We start from the raw sequence: 17,382 nt of genomic DNA, 5'->3' as shown, positions 1-17,382 counted from the left end.
TCCTGGTGGCATTTTAATCTGGATATTGACTAAAAGATATAGATACGATACAAGTTATAACATGCATTAAAAATACAACAATTAAAAAGGTAACACCATGCTCAGCCCAGAAACTATCGCGATTATCAAAGCTACCACCCCGGCCGTTGCTCAAACCGGGCCCGCCCTGACGGCGCATTTCTACGAGCGCATGTTCCACCATAACCCTGAGCTCAAAGACATTTTCAACATGAGCAATCAGCGTAATGGGGATCAGCGTGAAGCCCTGTTCAATGCCATTTGCGCCTATGCCACCCACATCGACAATCTGGCTGCCCTTCTGCCAGCGGTCGAAAAAATTGCCCAGAAGCACACCAGCTTTTTGATCACCGCCGAGCAATATGCCATTGTCGGCGGGCACCTGCTGGCCACCATTGATGAGCTGCTCTCGCCAGGCCAAGAGGTATTGGATGCGTGGGGAGAAGCCTATGGCGTCTTGGCCGACATTTTCATTGCGCGTGAAGCGGCCATTTACGCCGACAACGCCGCACAATCGGGCGGCTGGCAAGGCTTGCGCCCGTTTGTGGTGAGTGAAAAAGTGCAAGAAAGTGCGGTGATCACCCGCTTTACCCTGACCCCGTGTGACGGCGGCCAGGTCGCCCCGTTCAAACCGGGTCAATATCTGGGCCTGTACCTTAAGCCGGAGGATTTTGACTATCAGGAGATCCGCCAGTACAGCTGCGCGTCAGCGCCACAGGGCGATCACTACCGCATCGCCGTGAAACAAGAAGACGGCGGACGTGTGTCGACTTACCTCCACCAGCACGTTCAAGTCGGCGATGTGCTGCATGTAGTGCCACCCGCCGGTGACTTTTTCTTGGAGGTAGCGCCGACCACGCCAGTGGTATTGATTTCAGCCGGTGTCGGCCTGACCCCGACCCTGTCGATGCTGGAAAGTTTGACGGCCCATCAGGCACCGGTGCACTGGCTGCATGCCGCCGAAGATGGCGCTCACCATGCCTTCCGCGATCACGTATCAGCCCTGACCACAACGCATGATCATTTCAGCAGCCACACCTGGTATCGCGATCCACAGGCCAGCGATACTCTCGGCACCGATTATCAATTCACAGGTATGATGGATCTGAACGCCGTGGCGGCGTTGCTGGATACCCCTGACATGCAGTATTACTTCTGTGGTCCGGTTGGGTTCATGCAGTCTGTCGCTCAGCAACTGTTGGCGATGGGCGTACAAGAAAGCCAGCTGCACTATGAGTGTTTCGGTCCCCACAAAGTGCTGTAAACACGGCTTCTCGTTGTACTAAGCCCGAGCATAGCAGCGGGCACAACAAGAGAAACAAACGCAAAAAGAGAAGCAACGGCTTCTCTTTTTTTATGTCTCATATAATGGCTGACTGCGCTGGGAATAAGATCGGTTACCAGAAGGCATCACGGCGCTTGGCGCGGGCAATCACATTGGCTGGCATACGGTTTTCCAGCCCCTGACGCAAACGGGCGATTTTGATGTGGGTACGCTTGTTGCCCGTCACGGTGTGATACAACCAACGGTAAGCGTCTTCAAAGTCCAGCGGACTGCCGTAATCACGCAACAGTAATTCGGCCAATTGAATCCGGGCATTCACATTGCCCATCGCGGCAGCTTCTCGCAAATACGGGATGGCGCGTTCCTGATCTTGCTGCACCAGTGTTCCTTGGGCGTAATAGCGCCCCAACTGTTCCAGTGCTGCGGGTGAGCCTTGCTGCGCGGCTAACTGCATGTAGTACACACCCAGCTCCACATCACGCGTGACACACACCCCCCAGGCCAGCATATCACCGTACAAAAACTGGTAAGACGGTGATTCCACCCGAATGGCGCGCGCTTCAATGTCTTGCACCAACTGGCAATCGTCCGCCTTCACCCGTTGCAGGTGGGTGTTCGTGTCAAACATGCGGCTCAAGGCATTCTCGGTATACACAGGCACCGCTTCCCCTACCGTATCAACGGCAAAAGCAGGGACAGCAGTCAGCATGGTCAACGCAAGTAACAAGGGACGCAACAACATCGAGCACTCTCTTTGGGAACGTGAGAGTTGTATCGGCCAACGGGCGGCCAACTTTAGGGAAGATTCGCAGGTATAAAAAAAGCCAACCGTGCGGTTGGCTTTTCATTCATCAGCATGACCTCAGTCAGGCATTATTCACCGTATGGGTGAACCTTGATGATTGTCTCGTTACGGTCAGGACCGGTAGAGATGATGTCGATTGGCACACCAGTCAGCTCTTCAAGACGTGCAATGTAGTTCAGTGCAGTCTGAGGTAGCTCATCCAGAGATTTCACGCCGAAAGTCTTCTCAGACCAACCAGGCATGGTTTCGTAGATTGGCTCAACGTGCTCGTAAGCATCTGCCGCCATTGGAGACACTTCAAGGATGGTACCGTCTGGTAGTTTGTAACCTGTACAGATCTTGATCTCTTCCAGGCCATCCATTACGTCTAGCTTAGTTAGACAGAAACCAGAGATAGAGTTGATCTGTACCGCACGACGCATAGCAACTGCATCGAACCAACCTGTACGACGTAGACGACCTGTTGTTGCGCCAAACTCGTGGCCAACAGTACCCAGGTGCTTACCTACTGGATCTTGCTTATCAAGACCGTCGTATAGCTCAGTTGGGAAAGGACCTGCACCAACACGCGTACAGTATGCTTTCGCGATACCCAGGATGTAACCTAGGTGGCTAGGACCGAAACCAGAACCTGCAGCAACACCACCAGCGGTTGTGTTAGAAGAGGTTACGTACGGGTAAGTACCGTGGTCGATGTCTAGAAGCGTACCTTGTGCGCCTTCGAACATGATCTTGTCGCCACGCTTACGCGCTGCGTCTAGTTCGTTCGTTACGTCGATTACCATAGAAGTCAGAAGATCAGCGTAACCTTTCGCTTGCTCTAGCACTTCTTCGTAGCTAACTGCGTCAGCTTTGTAGTAGTTCACTAGTGCGAAGTTATGGTATTCCATCACTTCTTTTAGCTTCTCAGCGAATGCTTCCATATCGAATAGGTCGCCCACGCGTAGACCGCGACGAGCCACTTTATCTTCGTATGCAGGACCGATACCACGACCAGTCGTACCGATCGCTTTCTTACCACGTGCAAGTTCACGCGCTTGGTCAAGCGCAACGTGGTATGGCAGGATTAGTGGACAAGCTTCTGACAGGAACAGACGCTCACGAACTGGGATGCCACGCTCTTCCAGTGGGCCCATTTCTTTCAACAGTGCGTCTGGAGAAAGTACAACACCGTTACCGATGATACATTTAACGTTGTCACGTAGGATACCTGATGGGATCAGGTGAAGGACAGTTTTCTCACCGTCAATGACAAGAGTGTGACCCGCATTGTGGCCACCTTGGTAGCGCACTACATACTTTGCATCTTCAGTCAAAAGATCAACGATCTTACCTTTACCTTCGTCACCCCATTGGGTGCCAAGAACGACTACATTATTTGCCATCTTTCTTCGTCTATCAGTAGTTAAAAAAGGATTCTAGCACCTTTACACGTTGCCGTGCAGTCATTTTTTAACCATGACCGCGTTTTCGCCAGGAACACGGTCACGCTTAGGTGTCAGTGCGATTTACATACTAGTGTACATCATATAGGCGATGACACTGCCCGCCACCACCAGGCAGCCCCCGATGCGGCGCAGGTTGTTGTCATCTTGCTGACTCAGCTGGCTCACCATCTCACGCCAGCCCTTCGGCGCCAGCAACGGCCCAAGTCCTTCAAACACCAAGACCAATCCCAGTGCCATCCAAAATGCCTTATCCATTATTGCAGTGCCTCTCTGTGATGATTCCGCGTGATATGGTTCCCCATCTTTCCACGCCCTTTGCCCGCAGTATACCGCCCTCCACCTGACGAGCGGCAAAAAAAAAGCAAGACCGAAGTCTTGCTTTTTCATCGTGGCAACAGGCAATTAGTTTGCTGTGCCTTGTGCATCTTTCATGTACTTGAAGAATTCAGTATTCGGGTCGATAACCAGAATATCGTTCTTCGACTTGAAGCTGTTTTCGTACGCTTTCAGTGAACGCAGGAAGTTGTAGAACTCTGGGTTCTTACCAAAGGCTGCCGAGTAAATCTCTGCTGCTTCAGCGTCCGCTTCACCGCGTACCACTAACGCATCACGGTTTGCGTTTGACAGAATTTGCGTCACAGCAAGGTCGGCTTTCGCACGCAGTACTTCTGCTTGCTCACGGCCTTGTGAACGGTGCTTACGGGCTACCGATTCACGCTCTGCACGCATACGCTGGTAAATCGACTCACTGATCTCGTCAGGCAGGTTGATTTTCTTGATACGGAAATCGACGATTTCCACACCCAAATCTTCCATCGAACCGACTTTGATGTCAGCCAGTACGTTTGCCATGATCTGATCACGCTGACCTTCCACCACCGCATTCAGTGGCTTCTCAGCCTCTGCCAACATTTCTACCGTTTCAGCAGGCAGCGTGGTTGCTGCATCTGTCGTGGTATCCGTTACCGCTGCGGTATCAGTCACAGCTGTATCTGTCGCTTCGCCTTCTTTCTTCTTACGCTCAGGACCAGACACAATCTGCTTGATTTCACGTAGACCGATTTCAGCACGTAGGCTGTCTACCACTTTACGCTTCATCAGGCCTTCTGCCGTTGACACGTCATTACTGGTACTTTTGTAATACTTGTCAAAATCTTTGATACGCCACTTCACGTAAGTATCAATGATCACGTCTTTTTTCTCAGACGTTACGAAACGGTCAGCTTGATCATCCATGGTCTGAATACGTGCTTCAAACAAGCGTGCAGTATCAAACAATGGCAGTTTGAAATGCAGGCCCGGCTCGTACACTTTTACCACGTCGCTGTTGGCATCTTTTAGCGCACTGCTAAAACGGAAAACGATCGCGCGTTCGCCTTCTTTCACCACAAACATGGACATCAGCAAAGCGGCAATGAATACCACAATCACAGGGACCATTAACTTACGCATAATTAATATCTCCCTTGACGGCCAGTGTCAGGACGCGGAGTCGTGGTCACTGGAGTGGGCTTCACTGTTTCTAGCTCGATGCCGTAATTGCCACTCGTGCTATTTTTCGGCTGGCTCGCTTTCTGCTCAGGATTAATCAGTTTATCCAGAGGCAGGTAAAGCAGGTTGCCGCTTGACGACGAGTCCACCATCACTTTGCTGGTGTTGCCGTAAACGCGTTCCATGGTTTCCAGGTACAGACGGTCACGGGTCACTTGCTCAGCAGCCAGGTATTCAGGCAACAGCTTTTCAAACTGTGCCACTTCACCCTTCGCACCGTTCAGTACGCGCTCAGAGTAACCTTCTGCATCATTACGAACACGTTCCGCACGACCGGTCGCTTTTGGCAAAATGTCATTACGGTAAGCTTCCGCTTCACGTAGGTAACGCACTTCATCTTCTCGAGAAGCAATTACGTCATCAAACGCATCTTTCACTTCTTCAGGCGGACGTGCCGACTGGAAGTTCACATCGACCACTAACAGGCCCATGTCGTAGTTTTTAATGATCGCGTCAATCGCTTCTTGCGTGTAAGTACGGATTTCCTGACGACCTGTCGTCAATGCCTGATCCATGGTGGAGTCACCAATCACGGCACGCAACGCTGAGTCGGTCGCCTGGCGCAGACTGCTGTCTGCGTTCGTCACGCTATACAAGTATTTTTCTGGATCCGACACGCGGTACTGCACGTCCATTTCCACCTGAACAACGTTTTCGTCTTTGGTCAGCATCAAACCGGAGCTGCTCAGAGAGCGGATCGCTTGTACGTTTACCGGTGTAACTTGGTCGATAAACGTGGCTTTCCAGTTCAGACCCGGCATCACGGTGTCATGGTATTGACCGAAACGCAGTACCACACCACGCTCCGCTTCCCCGATAGTATAGAAACCGGAGACACCCCACACCGCCGCAGCCAATACTGCCACTACCCCTAAACCTGCAGCACTGCCGCCGGTTGAAGGCCCTTTTTTGTTACCAAATACGCCACCGAACTTTCGACTTAGCTTTGAAAACACTTCATCGAGATCCGGCGGACCTTGTTCACGGCCACCGCGATTGTCATTCCCCCAAGGGTCTTTATCACGGCCACCGTTGTTTCCAGGCTCATTCCACGCCATTATAGAACTCCATCAATATGATATGACGACAGTTTTTCTTTTACTCTAGCAGTCCATTAAGCAACGATAAAGTCATCTAACGAAGTACTTTCTCTTTTTTGTAAGCGAGACCACTCTGCCAGCGGCAAACGAATATCAATTTTGAGATTACCATCCGGGTCATATTCTTCATGAACAATACAGCCCAACTGGTAAAACTTACTGCGATAGCGGCCCACATACTGAGGCGGCAAGCACAACGTGTGTTTTACCATGGTGCCAGACAGGCAGTCGGTTAACGCGTCAAACAGCAGGTCAATACCCTGCCCTTCCATCGCGGAAACCCACACTCGACGTGGCACGCCTTCATCGTCTCTTTCAATACGCGGTGTCGCGCCTTCCAGATTATCGATTTTGTTCATGACCACCAAGGTCGGCACATCACTGGCTTCAATTTCTTCCAGTACGCTGTCTACCGCCTCAATGTTTTCACGGAAACGGTCATCGCTGGCATCCACCACATGCAGCAACAACGTTGCTTCTTGGGTTTCTTTCAGCGTGGCCTTAAAGGCCGCCACCAAGTCGTGCGGCAAGTGACGAATAAAGCCAACTGTGTCCGCCAAAATGGAGGTACCGACATCCGCCACCTCAATTTTGCGCAAGGTGGGATCCAAGGTCGCAAACAGCTGATCGGCGGCATATACCCCGGCATTGGTCACACGGTTAAACAAGGTGGATTTACCGGCGTTGGTGTACCCCACCAATGAAATCGTTGGGATTTCCGCACGGTTACGGGCGCGACGGCCCTGATCTCGCTGCTTCGCCACTTTCTCAAGGCGACGCAAGATCGTCTTGATCCGTTCACGTAGCAAACGACGGTCGGTTTCCAACTGGGTTTCACCTGGGCCACGCAAGCCGATACCGCCTTTCTGACGCTCAAGGTGCGTCCAACCGCGGATCAGTCGAGTGGAAATATGACGCAACTGGGCCAACTCGACCTGCAGCTTACCCTCGTGGGTACGCGCGCGCTGGGCGAAGATGTCCAAGATCAGACCGGTGCGATCAAGCACGCGGCATTTGCAAATCTGCTCCAGATTTCGCTCTTGCGCTGGAGATAGAGAATGGTTGAATATGACAATATCGGCGTCTAACGCCCGAACTGCTTCGGCAATTTCCTGTGCTTTACCTTCGCCCACGTAATATTTAGGGTGGGGAGTTTTACGACTACCGGTCACGACCTGTAGCGTATTGACTCCCGCAGAGGAGACCAGCATTTCAAATTCGCTGAGATCTTCCCATTCCCCTTCTTGCGTGAAGTTGATATGAACAAGAATTGCCTGCTCACCGGATTCATAACGGTCAAACAAGCAATCAACTCCTTAACGAAGAATTATTATTCTTCTGTTTTTTCCTGAGAACGTTCACCCGTCGCTGGACGATCACCGGCATGGTGATGGTTCACTGGGCGTGCTGGTACTACGGTTGAGATCGCGTGTTTGTACACCATCTGGTTAACCGTGTTTTTCAGGAGGATCACAAACTGATCAAAAGACTCAATCTGACCCTGCAGCTTGATGCCGTTCACTAGGTAGATTGATACTGGGATTCTTTCACGACGCAAAGCGTTCAAAAATGGGTCTTGCAGAGATTGCCCCTTAGCCATTATTTCTTTTCCTTATTTGTTTGTAGTTGTAGTTAGCAACGAACAACATTAAAAATATGCAAAACAGTAGTGAGTATACACACGATTACAGATCGCATCGCACAGCGTCGATGACGGTTTGTAACGCCTGCTCCCCATCACTGCTATCTAACCACGTCAGATCCTTCCAACTTCTCAGCCAGGTGATTTGACGCTTCGCCAATTGACGGGTGGCACAGACACCACGGAATACCGCGTCGTCCAATGAACACGCCCCGTCCAAATACTCCCACATCTGGCGATAACCAACACAACGTATCGAAGGCAGATCGGGGTGAAGATCACCACGGTCATACAAAGCACGAACTTCCTGTTCAAAACCTGCTTCGATCATTTTTTCAAAACGTTGCTCGATCCGCTGATGCAGTACAACCCTATCCTTGGGTGCTATTGCAAATTGGTGAACCTTGTAAGGCAAGGCATCACCTTGGGTTTTCGTCAGTTCAGTTAAAGTGTTACCCGAAATGCGAAAAACTTCCAATGCACGTGATAATCGCTGAGGGTCATTCGGGTGGATTCTTGCTCCGGCAACCGGATCAATCCTGACCAGCTCTTCATGCATTGCCAACCAACCCTTCTCTGCCGCTTCTTGCTCAATCTGAGCACGGATCGCCGGATCGGCGGCGGGCAACGGTGACAAACCTTCCAATAAGGCTTTGTAGTACAACATAGTACCACCAACCAATAAAGGAATACGCCCTGCTGCCACTATATCAGCCATTTCTTTCAGTGCATCAGCACGAAAGTCCGCAGCTGAATAACTTTGCGCTGGATCACGAATATCGATCAAGCGATGGGGTGCAAGTGACAACTCACGAGCATCCGGCTTGGCCGTACCAATGTCCATATCCTTATAGATAAGGGCGGAGTCGACACTTATCAACTCTACTGGCAGTTGCTGGCGTAAACGAATGGCAAGATCCGTTTTGCCCGATGCGGTCGGCCCCATCAAAAAAATGGCCGGCGGTAGTGACTTAGTCATAGTTAAACGCTTCTATCGCGGCGCGCAGATCAACCGGGCGCAGCAAATGTGGATAATAAAGTTCAAGTTCGGTGCCCCAACGCTGCTCGAGCTCTGTCACCAGTTGAATCGCCTGCGACAGGGTAAAAGCGGCGGTCGCTATCATGAGCTGCTCCACCAGCCAGTCGAGCAATTTGTCCCAGCCTTGGGCCGCTTCGTCTTCCGCGACGGAGGCCAAGTAATCCAGCAAGGCCGGGATCAGCTTTTGCAGGTTCTGCTGGCGCAGCGGCTGGCTGACCGAGAGGATCACCAAACTGTGTTTGTTTTTAGCCTTCAGCTGGATGCCCAACTGTTTGAGCAATAATGCATGCTGTTCCGCACAGTCTATCATACTCGGCTCAACAGGCACGGCATGTGGGATCAACAAGGGCTGGGGCTTTAATCCCTCATATTGGGCATGACGCAACTGGGCTTTCACCGCCAGACGCTGCGCCACCGGCAGTGACAACAGAGCGATGCCTTCATCACGACTGAGCAACAGATACTGCTGCTCGACCAGACACAAGGCTTTACCCAGACCAATCCCGTTACTGCCGCCCACCGCATCTTGGCGGCTGGAGACCACAGAAACTGGCGAAGAAGCGGAAGCGGAGACCGAACGCTCAGGCTGAGTCGGCGGTACGGTTTGCAACAAACGCTGATAGGCGTCGATTTCTTCCGGTGTCGGCCCGTCGTCTGTACGACGTGCTGCGCCGCCCTCTGAGCGCGCGCCCCCCGAAGAGGCAACACTGCCGCGAGCGGCCGGCGATGAGGAAAATGAAGATGGCGGTGTGGTGTCTAATGCGCTGCGCGACGTATACCCGGTCGCACCAGCATAGCCGTCATCTGCCGCGCGGCTGCGTGACCCGTACTCGCCCGTTGAAGGCGAACGGGGACTATGCTCGCGGGTAGCATGATCACGAGCGGTATGCTCCTGAACCACTTGGTCACGGTGATCAGACGCGGCTATGTCACGTCCCGCTGCGTCAGCCTCATCACGCGATGAAGCCTCATCGGCAGTACGTGTCTGTACCGTATTCTGCGCCGCATTCGTCGCATCCGTCATATGGGCCGAGGCTGCCCCCAACCACGCCTGGCTTGGCGCTTGATTCGGGTATGCCGGCGTACGGGCAATAGCCATCAACGCCGCATTGGGCTCTTCGACCGTTTGTGCGGGTGTCGCGCCCTGCGCATAAGATGCGATGGGTGATGCCGGTGTCGACGCCGTTTGCGCATGGGCACTGGCTCGTGGCGCAGGAATATGCGGCGCCAGTTCATCGTGCGAGCCTTGGATCAGGGCGCTTTGCAGCCCTTGGCAAATAAAGTCGTGCACCAAACGCGCCTGATGGAAACGCACTTCGTGCTTGGCCGGATGCACATTCACATCGACCTGATGCGGATCCACATCGATAAACAATACATAAGCGGCGTACTGCTCAGGGGCCAAACTGCTCTCATACGCCTGTCGGATCGCATGGTTGATCAGCTTGTCCTTCATCATGCGGCCGTTCACATAACAATACTGAATGTCGTTTTGGGCACGCGCGCCCTGCGGGGTACAGATCCAGCCGGTCAGGGTTAAATCCCCGTGACTGAGCTCCACTGCCAAGGCGTGATCTAAAAACGCACTGCCGCACACGGCGGCTAAACGGCGTTCTTTTTGAATTTGGGTGCTGGCTGACCGGTACTGACGCACCATTTTGCCGTTATGACGCAAATTGATGGTCACATCCATCCGGCTTAATGCAATGCGCTTGAGCAGCTCATCAATATGGGCAAATTCGGTTTTTTCCGTCCGCAGGAATTTGCGGCGGGCGGGCGTGTTGAAGAACAAATCCAACACTTCGAGGGTACTGCCGACGGGATGGGCGGCAGGCTTGAGCTGCACCTCCATATCGCGCCCTTCGGCATACGCGGCCCACGCCTGTTCCTGATCCGCTGGGCGCGAGGTCAGGGTCAGGCGTGAGACGGAGCTAATACTGGCCAGGGCTTCCCCTCGGAAACCCAGGCTCATGATCGCCTCCAGATCATCCAGCGTGGCGATCTTCGAGGTGGCATGGCGACTCAGCGCCAGGCCGAGCTCGTCTTTCGGGATCCCTTTACCGTTATCCCGAATACGGATGGTGCGGCTACCGCCTTTATCGATATCAATATCGATCCGGGTGGCACCGGCATCCAAACTGTTTTCGACCAGCTCTTTCACCACCGAAGCGGGACGTTCCACCACTTCACCCGCCGCAATTTGGTTAGCCAGCCGAGCCGGTAAGATCTGAATAGGCATATATTAACTACTTGGTATGGTCAGTTTCTGGCCCACGGCCAATTGATCAGAACGCAGCTTATTGGCACGGCGCAGGCTATCAATGCTCACGCCATAGTGGGCCGCAATTTTGCCCAGGAACTCACCGCGTTTCACCGTATGTTGCACCGCACGACGCTGGCTGACATCAATCTTCAGCTTTTGGCCGACTGCCAGTTCATCAGAACGCAGACGGTTGGCCGAGCGAATACTCGATACCGACACGCCGTACTGGTTAGCGATCTTTCCTAAGAATTCACCGCGCTTCACCGTATGGGTCACCGTCTTTTTCACCACGACTGTCCGTGATGGCGTACTGCTGCTCTTCTGCGCTGTGCTGGAAGTATGGCTGACCGCCGGCGTTTTGCCCGGGATCATCAGCACCTGACCGATACGCACGGTATTGGATTTCAGGTTATTCGCCTGCTTGAGCGCCGAGACTGACGTGCCGTATTTATTGGCAATCACACTCAACGACTGACCACTGGCGACTTTGTGCTTGATGCCATGCTGACGCGACGCAAACAAGGTCCCTTCCGGCGGTTTCTCATTGAAGTATGACAGAATGCCACGGTAAACCGCATCGGCCAGCTTGTTCTGATGGCTGGTTGCATTCAACAAGCGCTCTTCGGTCGGGTTAGTGATAAAGCCGGTTTCCACCAATAACGACGGAATATCCGGCGATTTCAACACCGCCAGACTCGCATGTGCCGGTTTGCTCTTATGCAGCGTCGTCACCCCTTTGAGCTCTTTCAGTACGCGAGACGCGACGTCATAGCCTTCCTTTTGCGAGTGACTGAACTGCAGATCCAGCACGGCCATGCTCAGATACTGATCTTCATTGTCACCGGACAGCACATCGCCACCGCCTAACAATTCCGACTGCTTCTCGTGTTGCTCCAGCCAACGACCGATCTCGGTATTGGCACGACGGGTATTCAATACCCAGACCGATGCCCCACGCGGTTTCGGCGAGGTGAAACCATCAGCATGGATAGAGACCAGCAAATGCGCTTTGTTCTTGCGGGCAATTTCCGAACGCTTATTGAGATTCACAAAGTAATCCCCTTGGCGCGTCAGTACCGCCTTCATCCCCGGGGTCGCATTAATACGCGCCATCACTTTTTTAGCGATGGTCAGGGTCACGTTTTTCTCGTACTTGCGGCTCGGACCAATAGAGCCCGGGTCTTCCCCGCCATGGCCCGGGTCAATGGCCACAATAATGTCATCATTGCCGTACGGTAAAATAGCTTTATCGTTCGCGACCGGTTTACTGCTCACCGGTTTACTGGCTTGTTTCACCGGCGCGGTTTTGTGGGGCAGGTCCAACACCAGACGGTGGCTGTAATGGCCATCCGGGGTCGGCGATAACGTGAAGAGTTTGGGTGTCGTACCGGTCTTAATTTCAAATACCAAACGGTAGGTGCCTTTTTCCGGCGCCCCACTGCTGCGGATTGTCTTCAATACCGCGCTGTCCTTCACCGCCATCGGCAGTTTGGTTTTCAGCGTGGTATCTTTCAAATCAAGGACCAGCCGATCAGGCTTGGTCAGCGTAAAATAGCTGTACTCCGCCTTCTCTTGCATATCGAGCACCACACGGGTTTCATCCGGCGCTGGCCACGCTCGGATCCCTCGCAGTTCATTGGCCATGGCCAGCGAACTAAAGACCCCCGCGCTAATGATCACTGCATGAAAAAAAGTCCGTAAAGACATCCTATCAACACAACTCCAAACGTTTAATCAATTCACAGCCATACTCATTGTTTGCTGTGATCGTCACTTTGCGCTGCTCACCGTCATAACGCATGTCCAGTTCCAGATCCGGCTCAGGCAACAGGCCTGCCCCTTTTTCCGGCCACTCCACCAGACAGATTGCGTCGTCAGAGAAGTAATCACGGATCCCCATGAATTCCAGCTCTTCCGGATCAGCAAGACGGTACAAGTCAAAGTGATACACCTGCCAAGGCGCCAGTGCATACGGCTCTACCAGGGTATACGTCGGACTTTTTACGTTACCGGTATGGCCAAGTGAACGAATGAAACCACGGCTGAAGGTGGTTTTACCCGCGCCTAAATCACCGTGCAGGTAAATGGTGGTTTGCTGCGTACACGCATGGGCCAGTTTATCGCCCAGCGCGACCGTTGCCTGCTCATCGGCAAGCTGTGTTTCAAATGTCTGCATTCTCGTTATTATCTTCGATTGACTCGTTGTCGAATATAAGGGAATAAATCACTGGCTAGCATACCACGCTCGCCGTCTTGGGCGCAGTGGTCTGCCGCTGTACTGTGGATCCACACCCCGCATTGGGCAGCATCGGATAATCCCAGCCCCTGCCCCAGCAATGCCCCTATGATACCAGAGAGCACATCGCCCATCCCGCCCGTTGCCATGCCGGGGTTACCGGCGGTACACACCCAGCAATGGTGGCCGTCATCGACCAGCGTGCCAGCCCCTTTCAGTACCACCACACCGCCATAGCGATGTTGCAGCGCCCGAGCGGCCGAAAAGCGATCATTTTCCACCTCTGCCACGCTACACTGCAGTAATCGTGCCGCTTCACCGGGATGAGGGGTAATTATACGATTATTCTTATAGTCTGGCGCGCGGGCCAATAAGTTCAATCCATCCGCATCCAGCACCAAAGGTTTATCGGTATGCGATAGCGTCTGATACAGCGCCTGACTCCAGCCTGACTGGCCCAAGCCCGGCCCTAACACCAGCACATCCGCCCAATCGAGGCGTTGCCGCGCTGCCTCTGCGCCGTCCTGCTGCCAGCCTTGCGCCATTATTTCAGGGATCGCGACCAGCATTGCCAGTGCATTGTCAGATTGTGTTAAGGCCGCCGTCAAACCGGCACCACTGCGTGCGGCTGCCTCAGCGGCTAAGCGGATCGCTCCGCCAAAACCACGATCCCCGCCGACCAAAAGGATCCTGCCGTGATCCCCTTTGTGGGCACAGCGATCCCGCGCAGGCAACAGGCGATCCATGCGCGAGGTTGTGATCAGGTGTTCCGTACTCAGACAGTGCTGCGCAAACGCCTTTTCAACGCCCAGTCCGGCAAAGTGCAGCGCCCCGACATGACGGGCTGCGCGGCCGGTGACTAACCCGCGTTTGACGCCAATAAAGGTCACCGTGTGCGTGGCCTGTACCGCTGTTCCCCACACGCGGCCAGTATCGGCACATAGTCCGGAGGGAAGATCGACCGCAATGATCGGCACGGAAGCGCAGTTTATCGCAGCAATCATGGCTGCCATCGTTTCACGTACTGTACCGGACAACCCCGTCCCGAGCAGGGCATCCACAATCACACCCACCCCATCCGGCACCGCCTTTTCAGGGAGACAGGTTTCACCGCCTATCGCACACCAGGCATGATACGCGCGCGCGGCATCGCCCTGCAAACGAGCAGGATCACTCCCCTGCCAGACTGTCACCTGATAACCCGCTTGTTGTGCCAAGCGCGCCACGACATAACCATCACCGCCATTGTTCCCGCCGCCACAGCACACCAGCAGTGACGGCGGCTGCGCTGAAGAAACGCAGGGTAAGGATGACGGATTGGTTGAGGTGTGAATCGAAGAAGCCTGTGGCAAAGAAGACAGGGGCGAAGAAGAAGGAGACGCAAGAGGGCAAACCTGCTGTAAGCAGTCAAAAACGGCCGCGCCAGCCCGCTCCATCAGGGCATACATCTCAATATTCAGCAACTTGGCGACGGCTCGCTCTCCTTCTCGCACCTGAGCGGCCGAGAACACATCGTGTATTGTGTCCACGGATGTGTTCACGAATGTGTGCACGAATGTGTCCACGGACGTGTTTATGTTATCGACCGTTTTATGGTGTGCTTGCTCGGCGCTCTGCTCGGTATTCTGCCCCATTGTGTGCTCCTTTGCCCTCAGGATCTCAACCACCGCAACTTAAGTCACGACAGCCAAGCGAACCCTGTTTTATTCATGCCTTTGCATGCATCATGCCCAAGGGCGCAGGCCATGGCAATCGGCTTTCGGATCCCAAGCGGATCTTCTTGTGCGGATCCGTGTAATTCTCACTCAACATCCTATTTGAGTGTGGTACACTTCCGCCCCCATTGCTGGCAGAGCAAGCAATGGCCTCGTTTTTAGGTGTTATTCATCAGGTACTTTCCGTATGACCATCGACTACCATGCGCTGCGCGACAAAATCAAGCAATGGGGCCTCGAACTGGGTTTCCAGCAAGTGGGGATCAGCGATGTGGATCTTCATGAGCATGAAGCGCAACTGCAGCGCTGGTTAGATGCCGGTTACCACGGAGAGATGGATTGGATGGCCCGCCACGGCATGATGCGTGCCCGTCCGGCCGAATTACACCCAGGCACCGTCCGCGTGATCAGTGTCCGTATGGACTACCTGCCACCGGAAGCGGGGTTTGCCCAAAGCCTGAGCCAGCCAGACACCGCCTATATCAGCCGTTACTCGCTGGGCCGTGATTACCACAAACTGATCCGCAACCGCCTGAAACGGCTTGGACAGCGCATCGAACAGGAAGTCGGGCCGTTTGGCTATCGCCCGTTTGTCGATTCCGCCCCGATCCTGGAACGCCCTCTGGCAGAGAAAGCCGGCCTGGGCTGGACCGGAAAGCACTCGCTTATCCTCAACCCGCACGCCGGCTCTTGGTTTTTCCTCGGGGAATTACTGATTGATCTGCCGTTGCCGGTGGATACGCCTATCGAAAACCAATGCGGTAAATGTGTGGCCTGTAAGACCAGCTGCCCAACCGGTGCGATTGTCGAAGATGGGGTCATTGATGCCCGGCGCTGTATTTCCTACCTCACCATTGAGTTTGATGGGGTCATTCCGGAAGCCTTGCGCGAGCCCATCGGCAACCGTATTTATGGTTGTGATGATTGCCAGCTGGTTTGCCCCTACAACCGCTATGCCGAGATCACCCAAGAGTCAGACTACCACTGCCGTGACAGCCTTGCTCAGCAATCACTGGTTGCGCTGTTTCAATGGGATGAAGCACAGTTTCTGAAAGCGACGGAAGGCTCCGCCATTCGCCGTATCGGCCATGTACAATGGCTGCGCAATCTCAGTATTGCTATGGGTAATGCGCCGTATGATGCGGCCATTGTCGAGGCACTGACACAGCGTTTGGGTGAGCATGCTTTGCTCGATATCCACATTGATTGGGCACTCGCGCAACAAACGGCCCGCCGCCAGGCTGATACCATCACCGTTCTTCCCGCTCGCACGCAGCGACTCATTCGCATTGTGGAAAAAGGGCTGCCACGAGACGCCTGAACCGGCACAAAGATGCCGACCACTGTGTTGTAACGTTATCGTTGAAGAATGAGAGCTGAATCAGGCTTAGACGCAAATGTGGAAAACATTTTCACATTTGCCGTTTTATACGCAGATAAAAATATTAAACACAGGTCAAAATCCTCTCGGGAAAAAAAGTTATTCAAACCCGACGGATGTGGATCGCGCTGTAGACATCTCTTTAATAAAAGATAATAAACAAATATAAAACAGCAACTTAAGCTATGGATAAAATATCAACAGCTTTTATTTTTGATGAGGATAAAAAGATAAATACAGACTTGTTCACACGGTCTCGGCACACGTAATTAACGGACTTACCCACAGTTTAATTTTGTGGATAACTCTGTGCACGATCTTGTTGTTTTTTAGCCCAAAGCGGTGCCAAGCCAAGCAGAATAAGGGCTTTGCACTCAGAGAGATAGGAATAACTTACGCAGATACGATTCACAGCTCCCTGTTGGTAATGCGTTCACTACCCGTATCAACAAAACAAAAGAGCATATGTCGTCATAAAGACACCCACTGATGAAAGTGGATTACAGAGCATCGTGATTTACAGCGGTAACAACAAACAGCCAATAAAGGCCGTTAGGGTAAATCGTAGATGATGTCATTGAAGCGCTGAGGCCTCTAAGATTCCAATAATCGTCCATTATGGAATATCGGGGCAATACACACAGTTACCGTTAATCGAATAACCGAGGAATACTGCATTTGAACTAATACTTCACAGTAGTAGCTTTGCCGACCGTCTGCTGTCTGCAGGGGTAGCAGGGTTGAAGTGACGTGACCGGTTTAGGTCTCATTACTTTAAAATTTGGAGCGACACACGAGGTTCGAACTCGTGACCTCAACCTTGGCAAGGTTGCGCTCTACCAACTGAGCTAGTGTCGCATTTTCACTGTTAAGCACAATGAGAGCTTCAATTTGCACCC

14 protein-coding genes and 1 tRNA gene are annotated in these 17,382 nt (G+C 53.0%); 2 read left to right on the top strand and 13 right to left on the bottom strand.

The features are described 5' to 3' along the window. Positions 1–97: 97 nt before the first annotated feature. Positions 98–1,282, top strand: a complete 1,185-nt coding sequence (hmpA, locus tag ABT58_RS15900) for an NO-inducible flavohemoprotein (RefSeq protein ID WP_047875427.1) — start codon at positions 98–100, stop codon at positions 1,280–1,282. 133 nt (positions 1,283–1,415) lie between these two features. On the opposite strand, the gene motX is transcribed toward hmpA, so the two are convergent. From motX to ABT58_RS15840, 12 genes are all read right to left on the bottom strand, one after another. Further along, complete coding sequence (gene motX, locus ABT58_RS15895) at positions 1,416–2,045, bottom strand: flagellar protein MotX (protein ID WP_047875426.1); 630 nt, start codon at positions 2,043–2,045, stop codon at positions 1,416–1,418. Positions 2,046–2,176: 131 nt separating this feature from the next. Continuing rightward, positions 2,177–3,493, bottom strand: a complete 1,317-nt coding sequence (locus ABT58_RS15890; protein ID WP_047875425.1) for an adenylosuccinate synthase — start codon at positions 3,491–3,493, stop codon at positions 2,177–2,179. 123 nt (positions 3,494–3,616) lie between these two features. Continuing rightward, entirely contained in the window at positions 3,617–3,811 is a 195-nt protein-coding gene (locus ABT58_RS15885) for a DUF2065 domain-containing protein (protein ID WP_047875424.1), read from the bottom strand. A gap of 147 nt (positions 3,812–3,958) precedes the next feature. Next, positions 3,959–5,008 (bottom strand): protease modulator HflC, encoded by a 1,050-nt coding sequence (hflC, locus tag ABT58_RS15880; protein WP_047875423.1) that lies wholly within the window; start codon positions 5,006–5,008, stop codon positions 3,959–3,961. Between the two features lie 2 nt (positions 5,009–5,010). Beyond that, positions 5,011–6,165 carry an FtsH protease activity modulator HflK gene (hflK, locus tag ABT58_RS15875; RefSeq protein ID WP_047875422.1) on the bottom strand — a complete coding sequence of 385 codons (1,155 nt, stop codon included), beginning with the start codon at positions 6,163–6,165 and terminating at the stop codon, positions 5,011–5,013. Between the two features lie 56 nt (positions 6,166–6,221). Continuing rightward, on the bottom strand, positions 6,222–7,511 hold the full coding sequence (hflX, locus tag ABT58_RS15870) for a ribosome rescue GTPase HflX (protein ID WP_047875421.1): 1,290 nt from the start codon (positions 7,509–7,511) through the stop codon (positions 6,222–6,224). 26 nt (positions 7,512–7,537) lie between these two features. Continuing rightward, positions 7,538–7,807: an RNA chaperone Hfq gene (gene hfq / locus ABT58_RS15865; RefSeq protein WP_047875420.1), complete on the bottom strand. Its 270-nt coding sequence runs from the start codon at positions 7,805–7,807 to the stop codon at positions 7,538–7,540. Between the two features lie 85 nt (positions 7,808–7,892). Next, positions 7,893–8,828 carry a tRNA (adenosine(37)-N6)-dimethylallyltransferase MiaA gene (miaA, locus tag ABT58_RS15860; RefSeq protein ID WP_047875419.1) on the bottom strand — a complete coding sequence of 312 codons (936 nt, stop codon included), beginning with the start codon at positions 8,826–8,828 and terminating at the stop codon, positions 7,893–7,895. Next, positions 8,821–11,127 (bottom strand): DNA mismatch repair endonuclease MutL, encoded by a 2,307-nt coding sequence (gene mutL, locus ABT58_RS15855; RefSeq protein WP_047875418.1) that lies wholly within the window; start codon positions 11,125–11,127, stop codon positions 8,821–8,823. The genes miaA and mutL overlap by 8 nt, the downstream gene beginning before the upstream one ends. 3 nt (positions 11,128–11,130) lie before the next feature. After that, complete coding sequence (locus ABT58_RS15850; protein WP_047875417.1) at positions 11,131–12,858, bottom strand: N-acetylmuramoyl-L-alanine amidase; 1,728 nt, start codon at positions 12,856–12,858, stop codon at positions 11,131–11,133. Between the two features lie 4 nt (positions 12,859–12,862). Continuing rightward, entirely contained in the window at positions 12,863–13,327 is a 465-nt protein-coding gene (gene tsaE, locus ABT58_RS15845; protein ID WP_047875416.1) for a tRNA (adenosine(37)-N6)-threonylcarbamoyltransferase complex ATPase subunit type 1 TsaE, read from the bottom strand. Positions 13,328–13,335: 8 nt separating this feature from the next. Continuing rightward, positions 13,336–15,021, bottom strand: coding sequence for an NAD(P)H-hydrate dehydratase (locus tag ABT58_RS15840; RefSeq protein ID WP_082211128.1), 1,686 nt, complete (start codon positions 15,019–15,021; stop codon positions 13,336–13,338). Between the two features lie 274 nt (positions 15,022–15,295). On the opposite strand from ABT58_RS15840, the gene queG reads away from it, so the two are divergent. Next, positions 15,296–16,423: a tRNA epoxyqueuosine(34) reductase QueG gene (gene queG / locus ABT58_RS15835; RefSeq protein ID WP_189595489.1), complete on the top strand. Its 1,128-nt coding sequence runs from the start codon at positions 15,296–15,298 to the stop codon at positions 16,421–16,423. Positions 16,424–17,265: 842 nt separating this feature from the next. On the opposite strand, the gene ABT58_RS15830 is transcribed toward queG, so the two are convergent. Then, positions 17,266–17,341, bottom strand: a tRNA-Gly gene (locus ABT58_RS15830). Between the last annotated feature and the right edge of the window lie 41 nt (positions 17,342–17,382).

This window comes from Photobacterium aphoticum (assembly GCF_001029435.1).
GTDB classification, from domain to species: domain Bacteria; phylum Pseudomonadota; class Gammaproteobacteria; order Enterobacterales; family Vibrionaceae; genus Photobacterium; species Photobacterium aphoticum.
This window is presented reverse-complemented; position numbering and strand designations above follow the sequence as displayed.

Bases quoted from the DNA above. Each gene is read 5' to 3' on its own strand.
- hmpA (WP_047875427.1), top strand. From the start codon at position 98: ATGCTCAGCCCAGAAACTATCGCGATTATCAAAGCTACCACCCCGGCC.
- motX (WP_047875426.1), bottom strand. From the start codon at position 2,045: ATGTTGTTGCGTCCCTTGTTACTTGCGTTGACCATGCTGACTGCTGTC.
- ABT58_RS15890 (WP_047875425.1), bottom strand. From the start codon at position 3,493: ATGGCAAATAATGTAGTCGTTCTTGGCACCCAATGGGGTGACGAAGGT.
- ABT58_RS15885 (WP_047875424.1), bottom strand. From the start codon at position 3,811: ATGGATAAGGCATTTTGGATGGCACTGGGATTGGTCTTGGTGTTTGAA.
- hflC (WP_047875423.1), bottom strand. From the start codon at position 5,008: ATGCGTAAGTTAATGGTCCCTGTGATTGTGGTATTCATTGCCGCTTTG.
- hflK (WP_047875422.1), bottom strand. From the start codon at position 6,165: ATGGCGTGGAATGAGCCTGGAAACAACGGTGGCCGTGATAAAGACCCT.
- hfq (WP_047875420.1), bottom strand. From the start codon at position 7,807: ATGGCTAAGGGGCAATCTCTGCAAGACCCATTTTTGAACGCTTTGCGT.
- miaA (WP_047875419.1), bottom strand. From the start codon at position 8,828: ATGACTAAGTCACTACCGCCGGCCATTTTTTTGATGGGGCCGACCGCA.
- mutL (WP_047875418.1), bottom strand. From the start codon at position 11,127: ATGCCTATTCAGATCTTACCGGCTCGGCTGGCTAACCAAATTGCGGCG.
- ABT58_RS15850 (WP_047875417.1), bottom strand. From the start codon at position 12,858: ATGTCTTTACGGACTTTTTTTCATGCAGTGATCATTAGCGCGGGGGTC.
- tsaE (WP_047875416.1), bottom strand. From the start codon at position 13,327: ATGCAGACATTTGAAACACAGCTTGCCGATGAGCAGGCAACGGTCGCG.
- ABT58_RS15840 (WP_082211128.1), bottom strand. From the start codon at position 15,021: ATGGGGCAGAATACCGAGCAGAGCGCCGAGCAAGCACACCATAAAACG.